The sequence below is a fragment of the Rhodovulum marinum genome (genome assembly GCF_004343075.1).
Classification (GTDB): Bacteria; Pseudomonadota; Alphaproteobacteria; order Rhodobacterales; family Rhodobacteraceae; genus Rhodovulum; species Rhodovulum marinum.
The window spans coordinates 1-24,241 of sequence record NZ_SLXP01000006.1; the positions used below are offsets into that span (position 1 = coordinate 1).

22 protein-coding genes are annotated in these 24,241 nt (G+C 65.9%); 12 read left to right on the forward strand and 10 right to left on the reverse strand.

Translation table 11 applies throughout. The annotated features are described in order from the left end of the window. Nucleotides 1–606 precede the first annotated feature (606 nt). The 5 genes from cobT to EV662_RS10250 all read left to right on the forward strand — a co-directional run bounded on the left by cobT (nt 607) and on the right by EV662_RS10250 (nt 5,846). Nucleotides 607–1,614: a nicotinate-nucleotide--dimethylbenzimidazole phosphoribosyltransferase gene (gene cobT / locus EV662_RS10230; RefSeq protein ID WP_132462071.1), complete on the forward strand. Its 1,008-nt coding sequence runs from the start codon at nt 607–609 to the stop codon at nt 1,612–1,614. Beyond that, complete coding sequence (gene cobS / locus EV662_RS10235) at nt 1,611–2,381, forward strand: adenosylcobinamide-GDP ribazoletransferase (protein WP_132462072.1); 771 nt, start codon at nt 1,611–1,613, stop codon at nt 2,379–2,381. The genes cobT and cobS overlap by 4 nt, the downstream gene beginning before the upstream one ends. Continuing rightward, nucleotides 2,372–2,923: an alpha-ribazole phosphatase family protein gene (cobC, locus tag EV662_RS10240; RefSeq protein ID WP_132462073.1), complete on the forward strand. Its 552-nt coding sequence runs from the start codon at nt 2,372–2,374 to the stop codon at nt 2,921–2,923. Before cobS ends, cobC begins: the two co-directional genes overlap by 10 nt. Nucleotides 2,924–3,341: 418 nt before the next feature. Further along, nucleotides 3,342–5,033, forward strand: a complete 1,692-nt coding sequence (locus EV662_RS10245; protein WP_165915575.1) for a Na/Pi cotransporter family protein — start codon at nt 3,342–3,344, stop codon at nt 5,031–5,033. Nucleotides 5,034–5,396: 363 nt separating this feature from the next. Next, nucleotides 5,397–5,846, forward strand: coding sequence for a host attachment protein (locus tag EV662_RS10250; RefSeq protein WP_132462075.1), 450 nt, complete (start codon nt 5,397–5,399; stop codon nt 5,844–5,846). 171 nt (nt 5,847–6,017) lie between these two features. On the opposite strand, the gene EV662_RS10255 is transcribed toward EV662_RS10250, so the two are convergent. Then, the gene (locus EV662_RS10255) at nt 6,018–6,971 is read right to left on the reverse strand and encodes a Crp/Fnr family transcriptional regulator (RefSeq protein WP_132462076.1); all 954 of its coding nucleotides are present in this window, start codon (nt 6,969–6,971) and stop codon (nt 6,018–6,020) included. A 90-nt stretch (nt 6,972–7,061) separates the two neighbouring features. Here EV662_RS10255 and EV662_RS10260 point away from each other — a divergent pair, with 90 nt between their 5' ends. Next, nucleotides 7,062–7,817: a Crp/Fnr family transcriptional regulator gene (locus tag EV662_RS10260; protein ID WP_132462077.1), complete on the forward strand. Its 756-nt coding sequence runs from the start codon at nt 7,062–7,064 to the stop codon at nt 7,815–7,817. Between the two features lie 46 nt (nt 7,818–7,863). Here EV662_RS10260 and EV662_RS10265 read toward each other — a convergent pair whose 3' ends face one another. From EV662_RS10265 to EV662_RS10295, 7 genes are all read right to left on the reverse strand, one after another. Beyond that, nucleotides 7,864–8,496 (reverse strand): hypothetical protein, encoded by a 633-nt coding sequence (locus EV662_RS10265; protein WP_132462078.1) that lies wholly within the window; start codon nt 8,494–8,496, stop codon nt 7,864–7,866. Further along, nucleotides 8,493–10,931 carry a Lon protease family protein gene (locus tag EV662_RS10270; protein WP_132462079.1) on the reverse strand — a complete coding sequence of 813 codons (2,439 nt, stop codon included), beginning with the start codon at nt 10,929–10,931 and terminating at the stop codon, nt 8,493–8,495. The genes EV662_RS10265 and EV662_RS10270 overlap by 4 nt, the downstream gene beginning before the upstream one ends. 98 nt (nt 10,932–11,029) lie before the next feature. Then, on the reverse strand, nt 11,030–11,602 hold the full coding sequence (locus EV662_RS10275; RefSeq protein WP_132462080.1) for a L,D-transpeptidase: 573 nt from the start codon (nt 11,600–11,602) through the stop codon (nt 11,030–11,032). Nucleotides 11,603–11,699: 97 nt separating this feature from the next. Beyond that, a complete protein-coding gene (locus tag EV662_RS10280) occupies nt 11,700–11,951 on the reverse strand; it encodes a hypothetical protein (RefSeq protein ID WP_132462081.1) in 252 nt (83 codons plus the stop codon). Between the two features lie 21 nt (nt 11,952–11,972). Continuing rightward, entirely contained in the window at nt 11,973–13,073 is a 1,101-nt protein-coding gene (gene mtnA / locus EV662_RS10285) for an S-methyl-5-thioribose-1-phosphate isomerase (protein WP_132462082.1), read from the reverse strand. A 74-nt stretch (nt 13,074–13,147) separates the two neighbouring features. After that, the gene (locus EV662_RS10290; protein WP_132462083.1) at nt 13,148–14,089 is read right to left on the reverse strand and encodes a glucokinase; all 942 of its coding nucleotides are present in this window, start codon (nt 14,087–14,089) and stop codon (nt 13,148–13,150) included. Beyond that, nucleotides 14,086–15,414, reverse strand: coding sequence for a GH1 family beta-glucosidase (locus EV662_RS10295; RefSeq protein WP_132462084.1), 1,329 nt, complete (start codon nt 15,412–15,414; stop codon nt 14,086–14,088). Before EV662_RS10295 ends, EV662_RS10290 begins: the two co-directional genes overlap by 4 nt. 163 nt (nt 15,415–15,577) lie before the next feature. On the opposite strand from EV662_RS10295, the gene EV662_RS10300 reads away from it, so the two are divergent. The 6 genes from EV662_RS10300 to EV662_RS10325 all read left to right on the forward strand — a co-directional run bounded on the left by EV662_RS10300 (nt 15,578) and on the right by EV662_RS10325 (nt 22,186). Beyond that, a complete protein-coding gene (locus tag EV662_RS10300; protein WP_132462310.1) occupies nt 15,578–16,933 on the forward strand; it encodes an ABC transporter substrate-binding protein in 1,356 nt (451 codons plus the stop codon). A gap of 7 nt (nt 16,934–16,940) precedes the next feature. Beyond that, nucleotides 16,941–17,921, forward strand: coding sequence for a carbohydrate ABC transporter permease (locus EV662_RS10305; protein WP_132462085.1), 981 nt, complete (start codon nt 16,941–16,943; stop codon nt 17,919–17,921). Continuing rightward, the gene (locus tag EV662_RS10310) at nt 17,921–19,057 is read left to right on the forward strand and encodes a carbohydrate ABC transporter permease (RefSeq protein ID WP_132462086.1); all 1,137 of its coding nucleotides are present in this window, start codon (nt 17,921–17,923) and stop codon (nt 19,055–19,057) included. Before EV662_RS10305 ends, EV662_RS10310 begins: the two co-directional genes overlap by 1 nt. A 9-nt stretch (nt 19,058–19,066) precedes the next feature. Next, a complete protein-coding gene (locus EV662_RS10315; protein ID WP_132462087.1) occupies nt 19,067–20,695 on the forward strand; it encodes an alpha-amylase family glycosyl hydrolase in 1,629 nt (542 codons plus the stop codon). 1 nt (nt 20,696) lies between these two features. Next, on the forward strand, nt 20,697–21,794 hold the full coding sequence (locus EV662_RS10320; RefSeq protein ID WP_132462088.1) for an ABC transporter ATP-binding protein: 1,098 nt from the start codon (nt 20,697–20,699) through the stop codon (nt 21,792–21,794). Nucleotides 21,795–21,946: 152 nt separating this feature from the next. Beyond that, a complete protein-coding gene (locus tag EV662_RS10325) occupies nt 21,947–22,186 on the forward strand; it encodes an FmdB family zinc ribbon protein (RefSeq protein WP_132462089.1) in 240 nt (79 codons plus the stop codon). 10 nt (nt 22,187–22,196) lie between these two features. On the opposite strand, the gene EV662_RS10330 is transcribed toward EV662_RS10325, so the two are convergent. Continuing rightward, nucleotides 22,197–23,597 carry a TRAP transporter large permease gene (locus EV662_RS10330; protein ID WP_132462090.1) on the reverse strand — a complete coding sequence of 467 codons (1,401 nt, stop codon included), beginning with the start codon at nt 23,595–23,597 and terminating at the stop codon, nt 22,197–22,199. An 11-nt stretch (nt 23,598–23,608) separates the two neighbouring features. Further along, a complete protein-coding gene (locus tag EV662_RS10335; RefSeq protein ID WP_132462091.1) occupies nt 23,609–24,241 on the reverse strand; it encodes a TRAP transporter small permease subunit in 633 nt (210 codons plus the stop codon).

Below are 24,241 nucleotides of genomic sequence, written 5' to 3' on the forward strand. Positions count from 1 at the left end.
CCATCCGGAGCCGCTTCGCCGGCCACACCAGCCGTAGCGCCAAGACCCCTCATGCACTAAGACTGAAACCGGACCACTTCATCGGGGCAGGTCAGGTTCGGTCGAAAATTTCCTCGCTTTTCCATAGGCCTGACTTGCAACGCCGCCAAAACTGCGCGCCCTGTTCCCATCGCTATCGACCGAAACAGAGGCTGATCGCGCAGGGCTCGCCGCGCACGACCAGCCGCTCGAGGACTTCCGGTGCCAGACGCTCCTTCTTCTTCAAGATAAGGTCATAGGCGTCCACATCCTGAGATACGCCAACTTTGCGACCAGTTTCGGCGTCTTTCTTCTGCTTGATCGATTCATCGATGTCTCGGCCGGTTTTTTTGTCGATGGAGGAATAGCCGTTGTGGATCTCGGCGGGGTCGATGGCGGCAAGATATTTCCGGTACGCTGCATTGTCGATCGCGAGTTCGGACAGGTACTCCGCCCTCAGTAACTCGTACTCTTCCTCGAAGACCCGGGCATAAACCCGGGACGGTTCAGTGGAATGGGAACGGGTGTCGACGGTTGATGTGGCCGAAGGAGGTGCCTAAGAGGGCGCCAACAGAAAAAGGTGATCCCATGACTGCTCCCGACCGCTTCGCCAGTGCACTGCAACGCAAGATCGACTTCAAGACCAAGCCCTTGGGCGCGCTCGGTCGCATCGAGACGCTGGCGGCGCAGATCGCCATGCTGCAGGGCAGTCTGACCCCGCGGATGAAGACCTGCCAGCTGACGATCTTTGCCGCCGATCACGGTATCGCCGCCGAAGGTGTTTCGGCCTTCCCGCAGGAGGTCACACGGCAGATGGTGCTGAACTTCCTTGGGGGGGGCGCGGCGGCCAGCGTCTTTGCCCGAAGCGTCGGCGCGGCGTTGCGGGTGGTCGATGCGGGGGTTGCCGGTGCGCCGTTCGGTGCCGAGGGACTGATCGAACGGCGTATCGGCGCGGGCACGGCGAATTTCCTAACAGGCGCGGCGATGACCGAGGCGCAATGCCAGGCCGCTCTGGCGGCTGGTCGCGAGTTGGGTGCGGACGGAGACTGGGACGCCGTCGCCTTTGGCGAGATGGGTATCGCCAACACCGCGGCCGCCGCTGCGCTGGGGCACAAGCTGACGGGCGTGGGGCTGGACGTGCTGACCGGGCGGGGCACAGGGCTTGATGATGCGCAGCTTGTCCACAAGCGCACGGTTCTGGAACGCGCGGCGGCGCGCACGGGCGATCTGGCGCCCGCGCAGTCGCTGGCCGAATATGGCGGGTTCGAGATCGCGATGATGGCGGGCGCCATGCAGGGTGCGGCCGCCGCGCGCCGGATCGTGATCGTGGACGGGTTCATCGCCACGGCGGCGGCGCTGGCGGCGGTGCGGCTGGCGCCGGAAACCCGCGGCGCGATGGTGTTCGCGCACCGCTCCGAGGAACAGGGCCACCGGGTACTGCTGGAGGCGCTGTCGGCCGAGCCGCTTTTGGCGTTGAACCTGCGGCTGGGCGAGGGGACGGGCGCGCTTTTGGCATGGCCGCTCCTGAAGGCGGCGGCCGACATGCTGAACGAGATGGCCAGTTTCGAGGATGCCGGGGTGACGGGGCCGGTATGAACGGGCGTCTGGCCGAGGAGGCTCGCCTGGCCCTGCTGGCGGTGCAGTTCCTGACCCGGCTGCCGGTGCCTGTCGACCCTGGTTTCACGCCCGAGCGGATGACGCGGGCAATCCGCTATTTCCCGCTTGTCGGGCTGGGTCTGGGACTGGCGCTGGCGGCGGTTTACGGGCTGTCGGCACTGGTTTTTCCGCCGGTCGTGGCAGCGTTGCTGGCGGTTGCGGCGGGGGTGCGGCTGACCGGCGCGCTGCACGAGGACGGGCTGGCCGACCTTGCCGATGGGCTGGGCGGCGGGCTGACGCGGGAGCGCGCGCTCGAGATCATGCGCGACAGCCGGATCGGCAGCTATGGCGCGGTCACGCTGGGGCTGGTTCTGGCGCTGAAGGTGGCAGCGCTGGCGGGGCTGGGCGGCGCTGTTGCGGTGGCGGCGCTGGTCGCCGCGCACACGCTGAGCCGTCTGGCGACGGTGGTGATGACGGGGCGGCTTGCCTATGCGCGGGCCGAGGGCAAGGCGGGTTTCGCCAGCACCGGCCCGGGGCGCGACGGGATGCGGATCGCGCTGGCGACGGGGGCTTTGGCGCTGGCCGGGCTGTGGTTGGCCGCCGGGTCCGGGGCAGCGGTTGGCGCGGTGATCGCTGCGGGCATCGTCTACCTGTGGTTCGAGGCGATGCTGCGCCGGCGGCTGGGCGGACAGACCGGCGATGCGCTGGGGGCGTTGCAACAGCTGTGCGAGACCGCGATCCTGCTGGCGGTGCTGGCATGGCTCTGAGCCTGCTGCGCCACACCGCGCCCGATGTGGCGCCTGGCACCTGTTACGGCCGGCTCGACCTGGCGCCGGGCCCGGATTTCGCGGCCGAGGCGCAGGCGGTTCTGGCGCGACTGCCCCGCGCAACACGGCTTATGACCAGCCCGCTGCGCCGATGCCGGGCGCTGGCCGAACATATCGGGGCGCAGGTGGGCCTGCCGGTCGAGGTCGAGCCGCGCCTGATCGAGATTGATTTCGGCCGATGGGAGGGGCTGGCCTGGGATGCGGTGCCGCGCGACGAACTGGACCTGTGGGCGGGGGATTTCTGGCACGCCCGGCCCCATGGCGGAGAGAGCGTGGCCATGTTCACATCTCGTGTCGCGGGCTTTCTGGCGGATCAACGCGAGGCGGCGGATTGGCTTGCGGTGACCCATGCCGGGATCATGCGGGCCGCGCTGCATCTGCTGGGGCGCGACGAGACCTGGAGCCGGCGGTTCGGGTATGGCGAACGGCTTGATCTCGGCCCCGACGATTTGGCGGCATGCGCGGCCGTGACGCCGGTTTGATCGTGCCGACGGTTCGTTGAAACACGCACCTTCAGCCCCTGTGGAACGACCGTTGCATTCCTAGAGCCTGATCTGTTTTCGTCATCCCGGAGCGCGCGGGGCAAAGGCCTGCATGCGGCCGGGTCGTCCCGGTGCCGGAAGGCGTGGGCGCGGGGGCGGGATCGTTGGATTCCAGTTGCCAAGGCATCCCGATTGTTGTGGACTTCCGACAGGGCGACAAGCAAGCGTGGCGCGTTCTCGCAGGCTAAGGACGCTCGACGGACAGAGGCGCTTTGCCGACCCGGGGGACGAACCGGATCGGTGCGCCCCGACCGCAGAACCGGCCGGAGACCGACATGACCGCAAATGGCGCCGATCCCAAGCCTGCGCCGGGTGCCATGCACCATCGCCGGAGCCGGGGGGAACGAAGGGCGGCCTGATGGGCGATATCGAAACCCTCGGTACACTATCGACGACGCTTGTGGGCGGCCTTGCCCTGTTCCTGTTCGGCATGGAGATCATGACCCGCGCGCTCAAGCAGGTCGCGGGCGCCTCGATGAAGATGATGCTGGCGCGGATGACGGGCAACCGTTTCGCCGGCTTGGTGGCGGGCGCGGTGGTCACTGCGCTGATCCAATCTTCGTCGGTCACGACCGTGTTGCTTGTGGGTTTCATCTCGGCCGGGCTCATGACCACGGCGCAAAGCGTCGCGGTGATCTTTGGGGCCAATATCGGCACCACCATAACGGCACAGATCCTGGCCTTTGACGTCGACGCGCTTGCATTGCCGCTGTTGTCGATCGGCTTTTTCGGGGCGTTCCTGGCCCGGCGCAGTCGGTTCGCCGAGATCGGCCGGATCGTGCTGGGGTTGGGGCTGATCTTTTTCGGCATGGCGACGATGAAGGCCGCGATGGAGCCTTTGCGTGACGTGCCGGCCTTTGTAGATTTCCTCGCCGCGCTGGACAACGTGGCGCTGGCGGCACTGGCCGGTGCGGCGATCACCGGCATCATGCAGGCCTCGGCCGTGACCGCGGGCCTTGCGATCGTGTTGACCGCGCAAGGTCTGATCGATCTGGACACGGCGATCGCGATCGCGCTGGGGGCCAATATCGGCACTTGCGTGACTGCGCTACTGGCCTCGATCGGCCAGCCGCGCGAGGCGGTCCGGGCGGCGATGGTTCATGTCATCTTCAACGTGGTGGGCGTGCTGCTGTGGATCGGGTTCATCGACCAGCTGGCGCTTCTGGCCAAGGTGGCGGTCCCCGAGGGGGCGTCCACGCCGCGCCACCTCGCCAATGCGCACACGATCTTCAACGTGCTGAACGCCTTTGCCTTTCTTGGTTTCACCACGCAGATCACCCGTTTTGTCGAATGGCTGCTGCCCGACCGGCCCGAGCGTATCGAGCCGCGTTTCGCACCGCGCCATCTGGATGCCAAGTTCCTCGAGGTGTCGGCTATCGCGCTGGATGCGGCGCGGCTGGAGATCGGGCATCTTTGCGAGCTGGTGCGCAGCCTGCTGGATGCCGCCGTGCCTGCGGTCGTCACGGGCAGTCCGCTGGAGATCGACCGGCTGCGGGTGATGGACCGGCCGGTCGATCTGTTGCACCGCGAGATCGTCAGTTATCTGCGGCAGGTCAGCCTGGGCAGCCTGCCCGAGGGTCAATCGGCGCGGATGATGGCGCTGATCCGGGTCGCCAATGACCTGGAGCATATCGGCGACCTGGTGGCGACAGGGCTGGTGACCTCGGCGCGCAAGCGCAACGAGGAAAATGTCGTGATAAGCCCGCAGACCGCGGCAATGATCGCCCGGCTTCATCGCGAGGTGATCCGCGCGTTCGACGGGATCGCGAATGCGATGGACGCGCAGGATGCGGGCCCCGCGAAGGCGGTGCGCGAGATGAAGGCGGGGTTCACGCAGTTGCTGGAAGAGGCGGCCGCCCACGAAGTGGCACGGCTGCGTGCCGATGCGCCGCGCAGGTTGCACACCTATACCCGCGAGATCGAGTTGACCGAGACCTTCGAAGACATCTTCAAGATCCTTCGTCGCATCGCCCGCACCGAGATGGAGATATTCACCACCCGGCCCGAACAGCCGCAGTCCGACACCACGGGGCATCAGGCCGCCGAATGAACCGGCATCGACCGTGCCTATAGGCGTGGTCTTGTGAGAAAGGATCGGTCACCGCCGTCGGCGAACGCTGTCCCTGTAGCCCCAAGGATAAAATCGGTTCAGCCGACGGCGGCTCCGTCTCGCGGGTGTCGACGCTGTCCTACCCCTCTTCGCGCGCCCGGCGCAGAATAACGCCGCGGCGTACGCTCCCCCGGGCAAGGCCGCTCCTCCCGTCGAGATATCGACTTTAGCGCGCAGACCCGCCTTGAGAATTGACGACCGTCAACGGGCCGACTGGCCGGGCAACGCTTGACGGCGGTCAATTAAAGCGGCGCGCGTACATGGTACAGCTTCCAATCGTCGTGTTCTTTGTCGGAGGGGGCGATGCAGCATGACCGTGTATGGATCGTTGCAATCACCGCGACGCGGGCGCGTATCCTGCGCGACCCCGGGGGAGGGTCGGCGGGCCTTGCAGGCACGGCCGACCTGGTGATGCGCGCCGATCACCGGAACCTGCGCGACGCGATGGACCGCCCGGCGGATCATGCCCGGCTGCGGCGGCTTTGCGGGATGGCGGAGACGGTCCTGACCGATCCGGTGCAGGCGGACCAGCGCGACTTTTTTCGGCAAGTCGTTCAGGTGCTGGAAACGCACCGTCTGGCTGGCGATTTTACGGGCCTTGCAATCTACGCCGAGGCGGGCCTGCTGCAACGGTTTCGTGCAGAGATGCCGGCGCGCCTGGCGGCGCTGGTGATCGCTGAACAGCCGCCGTTCGACGGTGACCTTGGGCTTGGTGCGTTGGAATGGCTGGCGCAGACCGCCGCGGAACAGTAGCGCGCTCGGGCAGGGTGCGCAGCATGAAGAACCTTGCCCCGTTTCGCGTAAACGCGGCGCCCGCAGGCGCGGGGCGGCGACGTTCCCCCACCAGACCGAATAAACCCCCAGACAGACTCCAAAGGCCGCGTCAATCCGGGCGTCGGGCCCTTCATGCTGGCAATTACGAGGCTAGCGATGGACCCCCGGCCGGTCATTGATGAACGTCATGACGGCCGGGTCCGACGCCATCACCGGAGCATGTTCGCGGTCGGGCAGGCCCGCGCGCGCGGCAAGTCCCGCGGGATCGAGAAACAGGACATGTGCCGGATCGAGCAACCGGATGAGACCGTCTTTTCCCAGGCTCTTGAAGGTTCGGCAAATCGTCTCGACCGAGGTGGCAAGCAGGTCGGCGATATCCCGTCGGCTGATCGCGAGCGAGATCAGGCCGGTGCCGTCAGGAAGATCGCGATAGGGCAGGAAACCGCGGGCGTTCAACAAAAAGGCGGCGATCCGTTCTTCCGGCCGCAGCGCACCGATGGTCCATGTCAGCCAGTGTAGCCGGTCGAGATTGCGCGAGCCATAGCGGTAAAGCGCGCGGCGAAGGCTGCCATCCTCGATCAGCAATTCATCGAACACCCTGCGGTCGAAACGGCAAAGCACCGCCTCGGTCGCGCTTTCCAGGGAAAAGCCCTCGTTGCGTTCGTCTTCATGGCCGAACAGGTCGCCGGGCACCGTCAGGTTCAGGATCTGCCGCCTGCCGTCGCGATTGTGACGCTGGAACCTCAGATATCCCGACACCAGAAGTCCCACCGTCCGGCAGGGCGCGTCGTCATGCCAGAGCACCTTGTCTGCAGGTATCGTTTCAATATGCGCAGCCCGAATAAGCCGGGCGCGGGGCGCCGGGTCGACCTGGATGCAGAACCGTGACTGCTCGAGGGCGCAGGCTGGCGGCTTGGCTACCGTTGTGGATTGGCCGTGCAGCATCGTCTTCCCCCTTTCTGCCAGTCGTTCACACTTGTCGATCAGTGCCGAGTTCCGTGTTTTGGCATCGCCCTCCCTTTTTCGTGACCGCGGGGCAGACAGCTGTCGCGCAGCGCGTGCAGTATGCCCTAGTGTCGCATCGGCTACATTGACGGTGGTCAATGCAGCACCTAATCCGATGGACGACGCAGTCCGTCGCTATGTCTTCGCCGGTCCTCCGCGCGGAGCGATCGGGGGGAGGGGAGGACCGGCATGACGAAGACCGACTTGCGCAGCCTGCTGCCTGGACCCAATCGTGACGGGGTGGGGGGCCTGCTTGCCGAAATCCTGGAAACCCTGCCCGATGCGCATGCGCGATCGCTGGGTGCGATCGCGCGCGTTCGCGATCTGGCACGGGGTGAACATGTCGTCGCCGAAAGCGGACGCCCCGAAGAGATCGGCTATCTGCTGCATGGGGCGCTGGGGATGCAGAAATGCCTGCCCGACGGCCGTACCCACATCATCGGTCTTCTGGTGCCGACCGACATGTACGGGCGGCTTTTCGATGGCCCGTCTTCCTATGACATCGTGGCGTTGACGGACGCGCAGGTTCTGAGCTTTCCACGGGATCCTTTCGAGGACATCCTGAAGGCCAGCCCCGAGATCGAGAGGCTGTTTCTGGTCAATGTCCTAGATGAACTGGATTCGGCCCGGGAATGGGTGCTGCTGATGGGCGGTCACAAGATCGTCGAACGTGTGGCGTCGTTCATCCTGATCCTGTTCCGCCGAAAGCTGCGTCTTGCGGGTCATCGTGGAGCCGCCGTGGCGCGCAAGGTCGAGATTCCGATCCGTCGTGCGGATCTTGCGCATTACCTGGGCACCACGCCGGAATCGGTCAGCCGGGCACTGCACGAACTGGAACACGAGGGCATCCTGCGCCTGTTGGATGCCTATGAGATAGAGATCGCAAATCTGCCGGGGTTGGTGCGGGTGTCGGGTGCCGATCACCTGGCTGGGTCTGCCGACTGAGCGTCGCGGGTGCCATGGCCGCCGGCTGGGTGTTTCCGAGGCACGTTCACCCGAGGGATCGGATGCACAGGACGCGTGCGCAGCGTGGTGCGGAGTCAAGTACGGCAAGACCGCCGGGGGGAAGCATCGAGAACAACACGCTGCCCGCAGCCGGTGGCGGCGTTACGGTTCCCGGTTGGGCGGCCGAAAGGTCGCGAAGTGGACGGCCAAGGCGTGTGGCGGTGGCCCGCGCCAAGGGTCCCAACCCCTTGTCCGCGCCTGAATCGAGGACGAGTTCGCGCAGGGGGGCGTGGAACGGTGAGGCGGGAAGTACCAGCAGATCGCCCGGTACAGCCAGCGCAGCCAGTATTTCGGTCGAGCGCCCCGACGCGCGCCGGAATGACCAGCGCAACGCTGATTTTGCGGCGGTGTCGGTCAGCAGGCGTTCGAACCGCGCCGCATCGCGGGCATAGGCAGCGCCCATCCGCTCCGGGCCGGGGAGCGCTATGGTCCGCCCCGCCGTATCGACGAATCGCGCGGCGCCAAATGTCGCCAAGGCAAGCCCAGCCTCTTCGACAAGCACGCCCTCGAGAATGGCGCCCGCTTCGGCGGCCAGCCCGGTCGCCAGCGCCAGCATCGCCTTGGCATCGGAAAAACAGCTGGCCGACAGGATTACCCGCATATTTCCTGCTCGGCTCATGCCCGGTCTTCCGGCGGGGCCGGGCGCTGTCCGAACCTGCGCCGAGCCTCGGCGAAAGCGAACAGCCGTGCTTCGACGCGTCCGTTCACGCTGTCGCCGGGATAGAGGCCATCGGTGCCGCGAACGCCCGCCGGTTTTCCCGTCAGCTGCGCGATGCCCTCGTCCACCGTGGCGATCGGGATCACGCGGAAATCGCCATTTGCCATCGCCGCGCGCACCCGTGGGCGCAGCACCAGGTGCTTGACGTTCGCCGCCGGGATCAGCACCCCCTGACGGCCGGTCAGTCCGCGGGTGGAACAGACGTCGAAAAAGCCCTCGATCTTTTCGTTCACGCCGCCGATGGCCTGCACGTCTCCGAACTGGTTGACCGAGCCGGTCACCGCGAAGGACTGGTCGATGGGCAATTCGGCCAGCGCGGAAAGCAGTGCGAACAGTTCCGCGGCTGACGCGCTGTCGCCCTCGACCCCGCCATAGCTTTGCTCGAACACGACGCTTGCCCAAAGCGACATCGGCAGGTCGGGCGCATATTGCCCCGCGAGGTAACCCGACAGGATCATCACCCCCTTGGAATGGATCGGCCCGCCCAGTTCCGCCTCACGCTCGATATCGACGACCTTCCCGGTGCCCATGCGCACCCGCGCGCTGATCCGCGTGGGCCGGCCGAACCGGGTCTTGCCGACCTCCATCACCGAGAGCGCGTTGACCTGGCCGATCCGCGTGCCATCGGTGTCGATCAGAAGGGTTGCCCGTGCGATGGCCTCTTGTCCCAATTCGCGAAGGCGACCCGCCCGCCGCTCCGCCGCGGCGATCGCGGCTTCGATTTCGTCCCGGCCGATGGAGCCGGCACCGGCCTTGCCCGCCCGGTGATCGGCCTCGCGCAGGATGTCGTCCAAGGCGGCAAGGTTCAGCGTGAAGCGTTCGGAATCATCGGCAAGGCGCAGGCTTTCGGCCAAGAGCCGCGCCACACCCTCTGCCGTCACGCCGCGCAGCCCGCCGGTCTGTGCCGCGGTGCCGATCAGCCGGGCGAACAACAGTGCGCTTTCCGCGCTACGGGGCATCCGGTCGTCGAAATCGGCCTCGAGCTTGAACAGACGTCCGAAATCCGGATCAAGCGCCGAAAGCAGATAATACAGCAGCCGGTCGCCCACCAGCACCACACGCAGCTTCAGCGGGATGGGGGCGGGGTCCAGCGTCTCGGTCGAGATCAGGCTGAACCTTTCGCCCGCGGAGTAGATCGCGACCTCGCCCGATTTGAGGCTGCGTTTCAGCGCGTCCCAGGCCAGCGGTTCGGTCAGAACCTGGGCCGCGTCGAGGATCAGGAAGCCGCCATTCGCCCGGTGCAGCGCGCCTGGCCGGATCATCGTGAAATTGGTGACCAGCGCGCCCTGTTCCGAGGTGTATTCGATCCGCCCGATCAGGTTGGCCAGTGTCGGCAGGCTTTCCTCGATCACCGGTGCGCCGCCCTGCGGGCCAGTGTCTTGGCCTACGATCACGTTCACCGCGTAGCGTTGGAACTGTGGCTTGAGGTAGTGGCGCGAGGTCGCCACCGGGAACGCGCCGGCCTGGGGGCCGTCCTCGCGGATCAGGAACAGTTCGGCATTGTCGATCATGTCCGCGCGCATCGCGTTCAGGTGAGCCGTGACGTCCGCGTGCCCCTCGAACCGCTGAAACGCCTCGGCAAGCGCGGCGTCCACGCCTTCGCGCGCCATCGAGATGTTCAGTTCCTCGACCTCGCGGCGCTGCGCCTTCAGGCCCTTGGGAACCTCCTTCAGGATATCCTCCAGCCGGGTGCGCACCTCGTCGATGGCTGCGTCAATTCTCGCTCGTTTGTCCTTGGGCAGTTTTTCATATTCTTCGGGCGGCAGGATCTCCTCGCCTTTCCGGGGCGCGACGCCAAACCCCATCGGGGTGCGCACGATGGCCACGCACTTGTCCCGGGCCATGTCGGCCAGCGTACCCATCTGCTTTTCGTGGCCTTCGGAATAGCTGTCCTCGATGGCGCGGCGGCGGGTCTGATAATCCTCGGATTCGAAGATCGCGGGAATGTCGTTGGCCAAGTCGTTGACCGCCTTGCGCAGGGTGTCTCGCAATTCCCCCGCGCGGCCCGGTGGCAAAGCGATCGCAATGGGCCGGCGCGGGTCGTCGAAGCGGTTGACATAGACCTGGTCGCTGGGCCGCGGGCGGTCGGCCGCCGCCTGGGACAACAGCCGGCGTGCCGCGCTGTGGCGCCCGGTGCCCGGCATGCCGAGGACATAGAGGTTGAAACCCGTATGGTCGGTTTCCGCGGCCAGCCGCATCGCTTCGAGTGCCCGGTCCTGTCCAGGCCAGTCCTCCAGCGGCTCCAGATCAGCGGTCGTCTTGAAATCGAGTACGAAATCCTGTTCGCCCGTCAGGTCAGCGGGGTTCAGCGGCTGGCCGGTAAGGATCTGGTCCATGGGCGTGCCTCGGATGCCAACGGCCGCCTGTGTCGGCCGGGGCCGTCATCGCGTTCAGCGAACACGGTTTCGGGCAGCGGCGCAACCCCGACCGCGTGTCAGGCCGGGTGCAGCACCGCGAGGGCGCCGATCGGCACCTGGTCGTAAAGGTGGATCACGTGCGAATTGAACATCCGAACGCACCCGTTCGAGGCGCGGCTGCCGATGCTGCGGGTATCCGTGGTGCCGTGGATGCGTAACATGCTGTCGGCCCCGCCCGCGGTGAAGAGGTACAACGCACGCGCGCCCAGCGGATTGTTCGGGCCGCCCGGCATGCCGTCCTCGTATTTCTTGTACTTGTGCGGCTCGCGTTCGATCATCTCGTCGGTTGGCCGCCATGAGGGCCATTCCTTTTTTGCCCCCACCCGGAAACTGCCCGGTTCGTAAAGCCCGTCGCGCCCGATCGCGACCCGGTAGCGGATCGCGCGGTCTTTGCGGTCGGGCAGGGTCCAGTAAAGGGCGAAGTCGCGTGGAACCACGTGAATCTGCCCGGGCGGGATGTTCCGGATCCGCACCAGCTTGGCGGCAAGCGGGTTGTCCTCCGGGGCCTCGGGCGCGCCGGTCTGGGCGAGTGCCGGGGCGGCGAGCAGGCTGGCGCTGACGGTCTGAAGCAGGAAAGATCTGCGTTTCATCTTGGAAATACCATTTTGCACAACATTTTATCCAAGGTTAACCCGAGAATCGCGTGACGCAAGCACCAAGCGCGGTGCGTCAATGTCCGCGAAACCGTCAGCCTTCGCCGTCCCGGTTTTTTCCACGCCCGCGCAAGCGATGCGCGAGCGCAGCGATATCCAGCCAGATCAGCGCAAGCCCCAGCGGAATCATCCAGAATCCCACGACCGGCAGGAACCCCACCAGACCGCCCAGCACGAACAGCACCCCCGCAAGACTGCGCAGGCCGGGCGGCAGGCGCGTCCGCGCCCAGTGGACGACGGCCCGGATGCGCGGGCCAAGCCTGTTGCTTTCCGGTTCGTCTGTCATCTCGCCGCCGCCGTGGGCGGGTTATCCTGCTGCCTTGGCGATCTCGGGGAACATCGCGGCCAGTCCAGCGGCATTGGCCTGGGCGACGCCGCGTTCGGTGATCAGCCCGGAAACAAGCCGCGCGGGCGTCACGTCGAAGGCGGGGTTTCGCGCCGGTGTTTTCTCGGGCGAGATCAGCACCTGGCCGACGGTCCCGTCGGGCATTCGGCCCTGCACATGGGTGACCTCGGCCTGGCCGCGTTCCTCGATCGGGATTTCCCGGACCCCGTCGTGCACCGTCCAGTCGATGGTGGGCGAGGGCAGGGCGACGTAAAATGGCACGCCGTTGTCATGGGCGGCCAGCGCTTTCAGGTAGGTTCCGATCTTGTTGCAGACATCGCCCCGGGCAGTGGTGCGGTCGGTGCCGACGATGCACAGGTCGACCTCGCCATGCTGCATCAGGTGGCCGCCGGCATTGTCGACGATCAGGTCGTGGCTGACGCCGTGATTCAGCAACTCCCAGGCGGTCAATTGGGCACCCTGGTTGCGCGGCCGGGTTTCATCGACGAAGACATGGATGTCGATGCCCGCCTCGACCGCGTGGTAGATCGGCGAGGTGGCCGTGCCCCAGTCAACCGTGGCCAGCCAGCCCGCGTTGCAATGGGTCAGCACGTTGACGCGCCCGCCGCCCTTGCGTTCCGCGATCTCGCGTATGAGCTGGAGACCGTTCACGCCGATCCGACGGTTGATCTCGACATCCTCGTCGCAGATCTCGGCCGCGCGGCGAAACGCGGCTTCGGCCCGGTCGGTCGGCGCCAGCGGGTTGAGCAGCCTGGTCATCTCGTCCAGCGCCCAGCGCAGGTTGATCGCCGTGGGGCGCGTGGCGTGCAGCACCTCGTAGGTTTCGGACAGCGATGCGTCGGACGGGTCATCGGCCATCTGCACCGCCACGCCATAGGCCGCCGTCGCGCCGATCAGCGGTGCGCCGCGGACCCACATGTCGCGGATTGCATCGGCGAAGTCCTTGCGACTGCAGAGGGTGACGATCCGCAGTTCATGCGGAAGCCAGCGCTGGTCGATGATCTTTACAGCGCCGTCCGCCTCGCGCCAGATAGAGCGGTAATGGGTTCCGTCGATCTTCATCGGGGGATGTCCTTTCGATCATGGTCAGGTCTATGTGGCCCGTTCCTGGAATGGGCGAAACGCGGTGCCTCGTCTCACGCTGTGGCCGCAAGATACCCCGCGCAGCCGGTCAGAGCGGCGAAATCGTCGGCGATGGTGGCGATGGCAAAATCCTCCATCAATCCCGAGAAGCGGCCCTTCGAACGGAAACTGTCCGCCAAGCCGAGCCGTGCAAGGTGGGGGGTCACGGCGCGTGCCACGCCACCGATCAGGTAAATGCCGCCATAGGGAAGGTGGTGCAAGGCAAGGTCGCCCGCGACCCGGCCCAGCATCCGCGTGTAGGCGCGGAGCGTTTCCGTCGCCGCCGGATCTTCATCCACGGCAGCGATGATCGCATTGCCCTCCAAACGGCGCGGGCGCCCCGCCCGCGCCGTCTCCCAGGCGAAAAGCGCCTCGATGCCGCGCCCGGCGAGAATGTCCTCGACGGCGGCGAAGCCATCGGCGCCGGCGGCGAAGCGCGCCAGCGACAGGTCGTCCGCGCTGGCCACGGGAAGGCTGACATGGCCCGCCTCGTTCGCCGTGACGAGCGTGCCGCTGGCGATGCGGTGCACTACGGTGACGTTGACCCCGGTGCCCAGTCCCAGCACCAGCCGCGTGCCGCCCGGTGCGCGTCGCCCGTCCAGCACCGGGATCAGCGCATCGGACGCAAGGTGGTCCAGCGCGTGACCCTGTGCCTGCAGGTCGTTCAGCAGTTTGACCTGACCCGCGCCGGTGACCCGCGCGATGGTGTCCTCGTCGATGGTCCAGTCGAGATTGGTCAGCCGCCCGCACCCGTCGCGCACGGGACCGGCCAGCGCGGCGCAGGCGCCCGCGATCTCGGGGCTTCCCGCTTCGGACAGGAACCGCGTGAGCACCGCCGCCAGCCCATCGAAATCGGCGTTGGAATATTTGCGCACGCTGTCTGCGTCGACCCGAGGGCCATCGGCAAGCGCCAGGCGAGTATTGGTGCCGCCGATATCGGCCACAAGCGCGGTCATGGGGCGTGTCCTTTCAGCATGCTGGCCAGTGCGTGGTAGGATGCCTTGGGCGTGCGCTGCAAGCTTTCGAAACCCACATGGACAAGGCCGAAGCGTTTGAAATAGCCGAAAGCCCATTCGTAATTGTCCAGCAGCGACCACACGACATAGCCGCTCAGCGGTACGCCCCCGGCGATGGCCTCCCTGACGGCGTTCAGATGGGCGCAAATATAGGCGGTGCGGTCGTCATCCCGCACCGCGCCGCCGCGCAGCGCGTCGGGAGCGGCCATGCCGTTCTCGGTGATCAGGAGCGGCAGTGTGCCGGTATATTCCCGGGCAAGCCAGGTCAGCACAGCGGTCAGGGCCTCGGGCGCGATTTCCCAGCCCATGTCGGTCACCTGACCCCGCGGTGGTGCGGTGCGCCAGGCGGGCCATGGACCGGCGGCAGCTGTGATACGGCGGATCGTGTAGTAGTTCACGCCCAGCCAGTCCAGCGGGGCAGCGATGGTTGCCATGTCCGCTTGCCAGCGGTCGGGAAGGTGGCGTTCCAGGCCGTCCAGCGCCGTCTCGGGATAGCTGCCCCGCGTCATCGCCTGCACGAAGAAACGGTTGTAGGTCGCATCGTGCCGGTCGGCGGCGGCGATGTCTTCGGCGCGGTCGCTCTCTGGTCGGGCAGGTTCGAAATTGAGAACCACACCGAGGTTTCCCGCGCCATGCGCGCGCAAGGCGGCCAGTCCCAGACCGTGGGCAAGGCTGACATGATGCATTGCCCGCGCGGTGGCCCGGATGTCGCGCAGGCCGGGCGCGTGGTGGCCGTCGAAATGGGATAGCCATGACACGCACCAGGGCTCGTTGATCGTGGCCCACGACCAGACCCGGTCGCCAAGGCGGCTGCCCATCAGCGCGGCGAACCCGGCAAAGCGTTCGGCCGTTTCGCGGTTCGCCCAACCTCCCCGGTCGGCCAGCGCGGAGGGCAGTTCCCAGTGATAGAGCGTGAGTGCGGGCCTGAGGTCGCGGGCGAGTATCGCGTCGACAAGCCGGTCGTAGAAGTCAAGCCCGTCCTCGTTCACCGTCTCGCCATCGGGCATCACGCGCGCCCAGGAGGTCGAAAACCGGTACAGATCGAACCCGCCTGCCGCCACCAGGTCCAGGTCTTCGTCGAAGCGGTGGTAATGGTCGCACGCGATCCGGCCATCGGCTGCACCCGCCACGTTTCCCGGTGTGGCGGCGAAGCTGTCCCAGTGGCAGGGGCCGGCCCCGCCCGCTGCGTGACCCTCGATCTGGTAGGCCGAAGTGGCGGTGCCGAACAGGAAGCCCGGGGGAAAATCGCTGCGCGTCAGGTCCATGAAAAAAGGGTCCCGCGGCGCGGGGCGCAGGTCAAGCGGGCGATTGCGTGGGCGGGGTGTGGATACCCGCGTCGGTTGACAGCCCCGGGGGCATCGGCCACCGTGATCGCAACAGGCACGAGCCGGGCGCGCGCAGGCATCATCGCACCGGGGGGAGGACATGATGAGAATAAACGCGATGGCGGGCGCTGCGGCGTTTGTGTTGTGTGTCGGGCCGGCTCAGGCCCAGGCGCTGAAATTCCAGCCGGGCGAGGGTGCGCAATTCACCTGGAGCAGCTATGACAGTTTTGCCGCGGCGCATGACCTGACGGGGCAGGTGCTGACGATCACCGGGCCATGGATCGGTCCCGACAAGGTGCTGGTGGAGAGCGTGCTGGCCTATTTCGAGGCTGCAACCGGCGCGCAGGTGAACTATTCCGGCTCGGACAGTTTCGAACAGGATATCGTGATCGCGACCGAGGCCGGTTCTGCCCCCGATATCGCGGTGTTTCCTCAGCCGGGGCTAGCCGCGGACATGGCGCGGCGCGGTTTCCTCGTGCCTTTGGATGACGAGACTGCCGACTGGGTCCGTGCGAACTATGCCGCGGGCGAAAGCTGGGTCGATCTGGGCACCTATGCCGACGCGGACGGCACGGAGAAGCTGTTCGGATTCTTCTACAAGGTCGATCTGAAGTCGCTGGTCTGGTACGTGCCCGACGCCTTCGACGAGGCGGGTTACGAGATCCCCGAAACGATGGAGGAACTGAAGGCGCTTACGGAACGGATGGTCGCCGATGGTGGCACGCCCTGGTGCATCGGGCTGGGGTCTGGGGCTGCGACCGGATGGCCCGCCACGGACTGGGTCGAGGACATGATTCTGCGCACCCAGCCGCCCGAAGTCTATGACCAGTGGGTGACCAACGCGATCCCGTTCGACGACCCGCGCGTGGTTGCCGCGATCGAGGAATATGGCTGGTTCGCGCGGAACGATGATTTCGTGGCGGGTGGGGTGCAGAATGTGGCCACAACCGATTTCCGCGAAAGCCCGGCCGGGCTCTTCACCTTCCCACCCGAATGCTACATGCACCGGCAGGCAAGCTTCATCTCGACCTTCTTCCCCGAAGGAACCGAACTGGGGCTTGATGCCGATTTCTTCTACTTTCCGGCCTATGCGGGCAAGGACCTGGGCACGCCCGTCCTTGGCGCCGGCACGCTGTGGGCGATCACCGCCGACAGCGAGGCCGCGCGGGTGTTCATGGAATTCCTGAAGACGCCCATCGCGCACGAGGTCTGGATGGCGCAATCGGGCTTCCTGACGCCCTTTGCCGGGGCGAACCCGAAGGCCTACGGCACCGAGGCGCTGAGCGCGCAGGGCGAGATCCTGACCAGTGCGACCACTTTCCGGTTCGACGGGTCCGACCTGATGCCCTCGGAAATCGGGGCGGATGCGTTCTGGAAGGGGATGGTGGCCTACAGCTCGGGCGAGGATGCGGCGGCGGTCGCACGCGGCATCCAGGACCGCTGGGACGCGATCCGGTAGTTCACCGATGTCACCGCTGATCCAGGGGCTGATGACGATCCTGATCGGGATTGGGGGCTGCGTGGGCTATTTCTGGCTTTCGAACCTGCTGCTGGACCGGGTGATCTTTCCGGCCCGTGGGCCCGACCAGGGCCGCAACATCACCCGCGCCAACGCGGTGCGCCCCTGGCTCTTCCTGTTCCCGGCGCTGGCGGCGCTGGGTCTTTACCTCGTCTACCCGGTGGTCGGGTCGTTCTGGCGTTCGCTCTTCAACCGTGACGGTGACACGTTCATAGGGCTTGGCAATTACGTGGCGCTTGCCGGCGATGACGGGTTCCGGACTGCGGTCTTCAACAACCTTCTTTGGGTGCTGGTGGTGCCGGCGGCGGCCACCTTCTTCGGGCTGGTGGCGGCGCAGCTGACCGACCGGCTGCGCTGGGGCAACCTCGCGAAATCCATGATCTTCATGCCGATGGCGATTTCCTTCGTGGGCGCCTCGCTGATCTGGAAATTCGTCTACGCGAACGAGGCCGATATCGGGTTGATCAACGCGATACGCGCCGCATTGGGCGCGGACAACCCGGTCGACGTGATCCAGATCCCGTTCTGGAACAACTTCTTCCTGATGGTGATCCTGATCTGGATCCAGACCGGGTTCGCCATGGTGATCCTGTCGGCCGCACTTCGCGGCATTCCCGAGGAAACGGTCGAGGCCGCGATCATCGACGGGGCGAACCCGTTCCAGATCTTCTTCAAGATCAAGGTGCCGCAGATCGTGGGCACGATCCTCGTGGTGTGGACGACGATCACCATTCTCGTGCTGAAGGTGTTCGATATCGTCTACACCATGACGGGCGGCAATTTCGGCACGCAGATCCTGCCCAGTTACATGATGAGCTACATGTTCCGCGACGACGGGCGCGCGACGGCCGTGGCCTTCGTCATCATGATCCTGGTGCTGCCGGTGATGGCCTGGAACATCCGGCAGTCCCGGCGGGAGATGCGCTGATGGCGGGGATCGCGGGGAGGGGAACGCGGCTGGGCTGGGTTATCAACCTCAGCGTGCTGGCGCTGGTGATCCTGTGGCTGATCCCGACCGTGGGGCTTTTGGTATCGTCCTTCCGCGACCGCGACCAGATTTCCGAAACCGGCTGGTGGAAGGCACCCTTTGCGGTCGAACAGACCTATCGCGCGCGGGTCGATGCGGGGGGCGCGGTGGCCGAGGGCACGGGCTTCGTCATCACGGGCAACGTGTTCGAGGCCGCAGGCGTGGGTTCGGGCCAGGTCACCGCCTTTGGCGTGACCGGGCGCGATCCGGCGGCCTTTGCGCCGGGCGACATGGCGGAGCTGAGGGGTGGGGGCATGCTGACTGTCGCAGGGGATGGCAGTTTCCGCGCCACTTCTCCGGAAGAGTTCGGGCGCCGCGGCCCCAGCATCTACTTCCAGGCCGCCACGCCGCCGAAATTCACCCTCGACAATTACCGCCGCGTGCTGGGCGCCGACGCGATGGACCGCGCCTTCATCAACACGCTGACCGTCACCATCCCCGCCACCATCATCCCGATCCTCATCGCGGCCTTCGCGGCCTACGCGCTGGCGTGGATGGAGTTTCCGGGACGGGGCCTTCTGATCGCGGCCATCGTCGGGCTGTTGGTGGTGCCGCTGCAACTGGCGCTCGTCCCACTCTTGTCGCTGCATTACAAGGTCGGCATCGGGCAGGGCTTTCTAGGGATCTGGATGGCCCATACCGGGTTCGGGCTGCCGCTGGCGGTATATCTGCTCAGGAACTACATGGCCGGTCTGCCGCGCGACATCATCGAAAGCGCCAAGGTGGACGGCGCGACCGATTTCCAGGTCTTCACGAAGATCGTGCTGCCGCTGTCTTTCCCGGCGCTGGCCAGTTTCGCCATCTTCCAGTTCCTCTGGGTCTGGAACGACCTGCTGGTCGCCAAGGTGTTCCTGCCCTCGACCGACGAGGCCAAGGTGATGACCGTCAAGATCGCCGATGACCTGCTGGGGTCACGCGGGGGCGACTGGGGCATTCTGGCGGCGGCGGCCTTCACCTCGATCGCGGTGCCGCTTCTGGTCTTCTTCACCCTGCAACGATACCTCGTCCGCGGCCTTCTGGCCGGGTCGGTGAAATAGGGAGGATACATGCCCTCGGATCCCGAATGGTGGCGTGGCGCCGCGATTTACCAGATCTACCCGCGCAGTTTTCAGGACAGCAATGGCGACGGGGTGGGGGACCTGTTGGGCATCGTGGAACGCCTGCCTTACGTTGCGTCCCTTGGGGTGGATGCAATCTGGATATCGCCCTTCTTTCCCTCGCCGATGAAGGATTTCGGCTATGACGTCTCGGATTATTGCGACGTCGATCCGATCTTCGGAAGCCTTGCCGATTTCGACGCGCTGCTGGACACCGCGCACGCGCTGGGGCTCAGGGTCATGATCGACCTTGTACTGTCGCATTCCTCGGATCAGCACCCGTGGTTCATCGAAAGCCGGGCGAGCCGCGATAACCCTCGCGCCGATTGGTATGTCTGGGCGGATCCGAAACCGGACGGGACGCCGCCCAACAACTGGCTTTCGATCTTCGGAGGGGCGGCCTGGGCCTGGGATGGCGCGCGCGAGCAGTATTATCTGCACAACTTCCTGGCCAGCCAGCCCGACCTGAACCTGCATTGCGAAACGGTGCAGGATGCGCTGCTGGATGTCGCGCGGTTCTGGTTGGACCGGGGCGTGGACGGGTTTCGCCTGGATACGATCAACTTTTATTTTGCGGACCGGCAGTTGCGGGACAACCCGCCGCTGCCCCCCGACGAGCGCAACGACAATATCGCGCCGCGGGTGAACCCCTACAACCATCAGCGCCACCTTCACGACAAGAACCAGCCCGAGAACCTGGATTTCCTGCGCCGTTTTCGGGGCGTCCTCGACGGGTATGGCGCCGTGGCCTTGGGCGAGATCGGGGATGCGCAGTGCGACCTTGAACTGCTGGGCGAGTATACCTCGGGCGGGGACAAGGTGCAGATGTGCTATGCCTTCGATTTTCTTGCCAAGACGCCGCTGACGGCCGCCCGCATCGCCGAGGTCTATGCCCGGCTTGACCGGGTCGCCGCCGAGGGTTGGGTGTGCTGGGCGCTGTCGAACCACGACGTGATACGCCACGCCACGCGCTGGGATCTGTCGCCCGCGGCGTTACGCGGATTTACGACCCTGATGATCTGCCTAAAAGGCACGATCTGTCTGTACCAGGGCGAAGAACTGGGCCTGCCCGAGGCCCACGTCCCCTTCGATGCGCTGCAGGACCCTTATGGCATCGCCTTCTGGCCCGAGTTCAAGGGGCGCGATGGCTGCCGCACGCCGATGGTCTGGTCGGCCGGGGCCTTGCATGGCGGGTTTTCGACGGCGCCCCGCACCTGGCTGCCGGTTCCGCACGAGCACCTGTCGCATGCGGTCGATCTGCAGGAGCGCGCGCCGGAGGCCCTTTTGCACCATTACCGTCGCGCGCTGGCCTTTCGGCACGCCAACCCGGTGCTCGCCAAGGGTGCACTGGTCAACATGGTCGCGCAGGGCGACGTGCTGTCCTTTACCCGGGTGGGAGAGGCGGCCGAGATGTTCTGCGCTGTCAACCTGGGTGACCGGCCCGCGACACTGACCCCGCCCGATGGCGACTGGCTGGCCGTGGGCGGTGAAATAAATGCGGCCCACCCGGGGGCCGACGGGCTGGTGCACCTGGGGCCTTGGCAGCCCTGCCTGCTGTTGCGCCACGGTGGCGGGTGACATGGCCGATCTGAGATTGACGGGCGTCGGCAAGACCTATGGCGGCACGGTCGAGGTGCTGAAAGGCATCGACCTGGAGATCGCGACGGGTGAATTGATCGTCTTCGTCGGCCCTTCGGGGTGCGGCAAGTCCACTCTTCTGAGGATGATCGCGGGGCTTGAGAAGATCACCGACGGCACGCTGGAAATCGACGGGGTGCGGATGAACGACGTGCTGCCGGCGCAGCGCGGTATCGCGATGGTGTTCCAGTCCTACGCGCTTTACCCGCATATGAGCGTGCGCGACAACATGGCCTTCGCGCTGAAGATCGCGGGCAAGTCGAAGGCCGAGATCGACGCTGCTGTTGCCCGCGCGGCGAAGACGCTGCAGCTGGAACCCTATCTCGATCGTCTGCCCAAGGCGCTGTCGGGCGGGCAGCGCCAGCGTGTCGCCATCGGTCGGGCCATAGTGCGCGATCCGAAGGTCTATCTTTTCGACGAGCCGCTTTCGAACCTCGACGCGGCGCTGAGGGTCGCGACGAGGATCGAGATCGCCCAGTTGAAAGAGGCAATGCCCGACAGCACGATGATCTACGTCACCCATGACCAGGTCGAGGCCATGACGCTGGCCAGCCGCATCGTGGTTCTGGCCGACAAAGGTGTGGCGCAGGTGGGTGCCCCGCTCGAGCTCTACGAGCGGCCGAACTCGGAATTCGTGGCCCGGTTCATCGGCAGCCCCGCGATGAACCTGTTCGCCGGCGAGGTGGTCGAGGCCGGTGAAACGACACGGGTCAGGCTGGTTGCGGGCGGCGGGAGAATTGCGGCGAATATCCCCACGCGGCCCGAGGATATCGGTCTGGCGGTCAGGATCGGCATTCGTCCCGAGGACATGGTGGCGACCGACGGCGCGGAATATGCTTTCGAGGGCCGTGTGGACATCGTCGAGGCGCTTGGCGAGGTGACACAGCTTTATTTCCAACGGACCGACCCCGGGCAGGATCCAGTGATCGCGAAGCTGCCCGGCATCCATACCGGACTTCGGGGGCGAGTGGTGCGCATGACCGCGGATGCAGGAAAGGTGCATCTGTTCGCCGGGGGGCGGTCGCTCCTCTGGCGTTAGCGCACAGGCTGTGCCGGTCTTTTCGGCATGTGTTGAGGTTTTGCCCACGGCGTGGGCGTAGTGCCCGTTGGCTGGCGTGCGGGTGGGGCCACGGCGTTGATCTTGATGAACGCGTCGTGAAGCGTACTGGCGTTCCGAGCAAGGAAACGACCATGCCGATATATGCCTATCGCTGCGGGGCCTGTGGAGCGTCCTGCGAACTTTTGCAGCGCAGCACCGATGCACCGCCCGTATGCCCTGAATGCGGCGGCGCCGAGATGAAACAGCTTCCCTCTCGTATAGCGCCCCAGGGCCGGCTGGCCGGTGATCTGGCCAGCGCCCGCCGGCAGGCCGCGAAAGAGGGACATTTCAGCAATTACTCGAAGGCTGAAAAGGCCAACTTGAAATCCTGACCGCGCCAATTCACGCGAAACTTGGCAGCCAGAGCACGATTCCAGGCACCATGATCAGAACCGCGATGGTAATCGCGTCGGCGATGAAGAAGGGGGTCACGCCCTTGAACACGTCCTGCACGGTCAGGTCGTCGCGCACACCGGCCACCACGAAACAGTTCAGCCCGATGGGCGGTGTGATCAGGCAGAACTCGGCCATCTTGACCACGAGAATTCCGAACCAGATCGCGCACATCGGTCCCGACATGCCGAAGGCGCTGTCCTCGGCCGAGACGAACTCGCCCCCGTTCAGTGCCATAACGGCGGGGTAGACCACCGGAAGCGTCAGAAGCAGCATTCCGATGGCGTCCATGAACATGCCCAGCACGGCATAGGCCAGTAGGATCAGCACCAGCGTCAGCATTGGCGATTGATCCAGCGAGGTGATCCAGTCCGAAAACGCGCCGGGCAGGTCGGCGAAGCCGAGGAAGCGCACGTAGATCAGCACGCCCCAGATGATCGTGAAGATCATCACCGACAGCCGCGCGGTCTCCAGCAGCGCGTCCTTGAACTGCGGCCAGCGCATGCCGCGCCAAAGGGCCATCAGGAAAACCACGAAGGCGCCGATCGCGCCGCCCTCGGTGGGCGTGCCCCAAGCGTCGCCCCCGAACGGGTTGTAGACGAAGAAGATGATCGTCACGACGACGAAGACGATGGGCAGCGCCGGGGGCAGGGCGCGGAACCTCTGTCCCCAGGTGAAGCCCCGCACCGGCGGGCCGAAATTCTTCAGCGTGAGTGCAAGCCCGACGATGAGCAACCCGTAGATACAGGCCGAGACGACGCCGGGGATAAAGCCCGCCAGCAGCAGCTTTCCCACGTCCTGTTCGACGATGATCGCATAGATCACCAGGATCGCCGAAGGCGGGATCAGGCTGGCCAGCGTGCCACCTGCGGCCACGACGCCCGCGGCGAAGCGCTTGTCGTAGCCGATCTTGAGCATCTCCGGGATCGCGATCCGGGCAAAGACCGCGGCCGTGGCGACCGAGGCGCCCGATACGGCGGCGAAGCCAGCCGTGGCAAAGACGGTGGATACTGCCAGCCCCCCGGGCACCCAGGCGATCCAGCGTTTCGCCGCCTCGAACAGCGCGCGTGTGAGGCCCGCGTAGTAGGCGAGATAGCCGATCAGGATGAAGGTCGGGATCAGTGACAGCGCCTGGCTGGCCACCTTGGAGTGGGGCACCTGGCCCGCGGTCTTGACCGCGACGGTCAGCGCCCAGAGGAAGTCGTCACCGGCATAGCCCTTCTTGGACCAGAAGATCCAGACAAGGCCCACCAGCCCGGCGAGCGCCGCGGCAAAGGCCACGCGCATCCCCAGCACCACCACAAGGAACAGCCCCGCCGTGACCCAGATGCCGATGTCGATGGGTTCCATCCTGCCGCCCCCTATCCGTCCGCACCCGAGACATGCTCGGCCTCGGCGGCGGCCTGTTCGGCGGCCGATTGCACCAGCGGTACCGCGACGGGTTCCACGAGCCCCAGCACGAACGCCCGGCCATACGCCCAGAGTTGCAGCCCGAGGCGCAGGCACAGCACCGAGAAGGCGACCGGCGCCAGAAGTTTGGCCGGCCACAAAGGCAAGTTGATGTCAAAACTGGAATCCCTGCTCCACATCGGTGCGGCGAAATCGAAGCTGCGCTGGAAATGCGCCCAGGTGCCCCACACCAGCAGCGCCATCAGGATCAGCATCGCGAACGTCGTAAGGAACTCCGCCGCCCACAAGAATCGCCCCTTGAGCGCGCCGATCAGGATGTCCATCCGTATATGGCCACCGTCGCGCTGGGTGAACGAGATGCCCATGAAGGCGATCAGCGGCATCGCCTGCTGGATCCAGTCGACATAGCCGGGCACCGGCTGGTTCAGGAAATTGCGCCCACCGACCGACATCACCGCCAGCACCATCAGCGCGAAGACCGCGAGGCCGGACAAAAGCGCCAGCACCCGCTCGACGCGGTACAGCACACGGTCAAGACGGCTGAGGAGGCTGTCATCCTCAAGCACGGGGACATGGGCGGCCAT

Bases quoted from the DNA above. Each gene is read 5' to 3' on its own strand.
- EV662_RS10325 (WP_132462089.1), top strand. From the start codon at position 21,947: ATGCCGATATATGCCTATCGCTGCGGGGCCTGTGGAGCGTCCTGCGAA.
- EV662_RS10250 (WP_132462075.1), top strand. From the start codon at position 5,397: ATGCAGCATGACCGTGTATGGATCGTTGCAATCACCGCGACGCGGGCG.
- EV662_RS10295 (WP_132462084.1), bottom strand. From the start codon at position 15,414: ATGGACCTGACGCGCAGCGATTTTCCCCCGGGCTTCCTGTTCGGCACC.
- EV662_RS10300 (WP_132462310.1), top strand. From the start codon at position 15,578: ATGAGAATAAACGCGATGGCGGGCGCTGCGGCGTTTGTGTTGTGTGTC.
- EV662_RS10320 (WP_132462088.1), top strand. From the start codon at position 20,697: ATGGCCGATCTGAGATTGACGGGCGTCGGCAAGACCTATGGCGGCACG.
- EV662_RS10310 (WP_132462086.1), top strand. From the start codon at position 17,921: ATGGCGGGGATCGCGGGGAGGGGAACGCGGCTGGGCTGGGTTATCAAC.
- EV662_RS10260 (WP_132462077.1), top strand. From the start codon at position 7,062: ATGACGAAGACCGACTTGCGCAGCCTGCTGCCTGGACCCAATCGTGAC.
- EV662_RS10270 (WP_132462079.1), bottom strand. From the start codon at position 10,931: ATGGACCAGATCCTTACCGGCCAGCCGCTGAACCCCGCTGACCTGACG.
- EV662_RS10330 (WP_132462090.1), bottom strand. From the start codon at position 23,597: ATGGAACCCATCGACATCGGCATCTGGGTCACGGCGGGGCTGTTCCTT.
- EV662_RS10245 (WP_165915575.1), top strand. From the start codon at position 3,342: ATGGGCGATATCGAAACCCTCGGTACACTATCGACGACGCTTGTGGGC.
- cobC (WP_132462073.1), top strand. From the start codon at position 2,372: ATGGCTCTGAGCCTGCTGCGCCACACCGCGCCCGATGTGGCGCCTGGC.
- EV662_RS10275 (WP_132462080.1), bottom strand. From the start codon at position 11,602: ATGAAACGCAGATCTTTCCTGCTTCAGACCGTCAGCGCCAGCCTGCTC.
- EV662_RS10315 (WP_132462087.1), top strand. From the start codon at position 19,067: ATGCCCTCGGATCCCGAATGGTGGCGTGGCGCCGCGATTTACCAGATC.
- cobS (WP_132462072.1), top strand. From the start codon at position 1,611: ATGAACGGGCGTCTGGCCGAGGAGGCTCGCCTGGCCCTGCTGGCGGTG.
- EV662_RS10305 (WP_132462085.1), top strand. From the start codon at position 16,941: ATGTCACCGCTGATCCAGGGGCTGATGACGATCCTGATCGGGATTGGG.
- EV662_RS10335 (WP_132462091.1), bottom strand. From the start codon at position 24,241: ATGGCCGCCCATGTCCCCGTGCTTGAGGATGACAGCCTCCTCAGCCGT.
- EV662_RS10290 (WP_132462083.1), bottom strand. From the start codon at position 14,089: ATGACCGCGCTTGTGGCCGATATCGGCGGCACCAATACTCGCCTGGCG.
- EV662_RS10280 (WP_132462081.1), bottom strand. From the start codon at position 11,951: ATGACAGACGAACCGGAAAGCAACAGGCTTGGCCCGCGCATCCGGGCC.
- mtnA (WP_132462082.1), bottom strand. From the start codon at position 13,073: ATGAAGATCGACGGAACCCATTACCGCTCTATCTGGCGCGAGGCGGAC.
- EV662_RS10265 (WP_132462078.1), bottom strand. From the start codon at position 8,496: ATGAGCCGAGCAGGAAATATGCGGGTAATCCTGTCGGCCAGCTGTTTT.
- cobT (WP_132462071.1), top strand. From the start codon at position 607: ATGACTGCTCCCGACCGCTTCGCCAGTGCACTGCAACGCAAGATCGAC.